1 protein-coding gene is annotated in these 1,383 nt (G+C 69.0%); it reads right to left on the bottom strand.

The window, feature by feature from the left end; all coding sequences use genetic code 11:
- Positions 1 to 1,383, bottom strand: a 1,383-nt coding sequence (locus tag NCCP_RS14775; RefSeq protein ID WP_225873867.1) for an APC family permease, incomplete at both ends; no start/stop codon positions are given.

The following is a 1,383-nucleotide window of genomic DNA, read 5'->3' as shown; positions in this document are numbered from 1 at the left end:
CATGCGGTCCTGGAAGCGGCGGCGGATGACGTAGAGGATCAGGGACAGCAGGAGGATGCCGACGCCGATGGCCAGTTCGAGTGGGCCTCCGTATCCGGAGAGTTCGGAGGAGAGGGCGCCGATGACCAGTACGGCTGCGCCGTAGATGGTGAGCACGGTGGCCAAGGGCACCGCCCAGCGGCCGAGTTTGAAGCTGCGCGGGGCGTTGGGGCGGTCCTTGCGCAGGAGCAGGAAGCCGGAGATGGCCAGGAGGATGGACAGCAGGTAGCCGATGTTGGCTGCGACGAGGATGCCGATGGGGTTGGAGACGAACAGCACCAGCAGGATGTTCATGATGACGGCGGCTACGATTGCGCGGGCGGGGACCTGGTGGCGGTTGAGGACTTCGAACTGGCGGGGCACCAGCTTGTCGACTGCGGCTCCGTAGAGTGCGCGGGAACCGTCGGCCATGCTGGCGTTCACGCCCATCAGCAGCGCCCCGATGGTGATGACCAGGGCAATATCGCCGGCGAAACCGGCGGGCAGGACCGCGGCGAAGCCGCTGACGAACACTGCGGTCGGGTCCGCGGCGGCGTCGGCCTGGGTCATCAGCCCGCCGATGCCGATCGGGACGAGGGCGAACATCATGAACGTGTAGGCGCCCGAGGAGGACAGGGCGCGGCGGGCGTCCTTGGTGGTCCGGTATTCGGGGGTGAACGCCGCGCACATCTCGGTGCCGTAGGCGGTCCAGCCGACCAGGTAGAGCCACACGGCCGCGTCCTGCCAGCCGCCCCAGTGGTCCGCTCCTGCCTGGCCCAGGCCCCAGGTCAGGTTGGAGGCGTCCCACTGGCCGCTGACCAGGGGAGCGATCACGAATGTCAGCAGCGGGATCAGCAGCAGGGCGCCGAGGATTTTGTTCACCCAGGCGGCCGGTTGGGCGCCGAAGAGGTTGGGCACCATGAGGGCCAGGATGAAGCCGATGCCGATCAGTTGGGCGGGGCCGACCTGCAGGAAGCCCAGGTCCAGGGCCCAGGCGGCCTCGGGGAACCAGCGGGCCTGGATGATCGCGCCGGCGGTGAGGCTGACGATGGAGATGACCGCGGACCAGCCGAACCAGTAGCCGAACGTCGCCAGGGCCCCTGCCGGGGCGAAGCGTTCCTTCCAGGCTTCGTGGGCGTAGACGGGCACGCCGCCGGGCTTGTCCGGGAACATCGAGGCCATCTCGGCGAACAGGTGGTTCTGCGCCCACCCGATTCCGGCCGCCAATGCCCAGATGAACAGCGCCGACAGGGCACCGATCGCGGCCATGGTCGGTCCGAACGAGACGAACAGGCCCCCGGAGACGGCCATCGCGAGGGCGAACGCGTCCTGCCACCGCAACGTGCGGTGCAGCGCCGGGGGAGC

The sequence above is a fragment of the Zafaria cholistanensis genome (genome assembly GCF_008580665.1).
GTDB classification, from domain to species: Bacteria; Actinomycetota; Actinomycetes; order Actinomycetales; family Micrococcaceae; genus Zafaria; species Zafaria cholistanensis.
The sequence above is the reverse complement of the archived record's forward strand: the minus strand, read 5'-3'. Positions and strand labels throughout refer to the sequence as shown.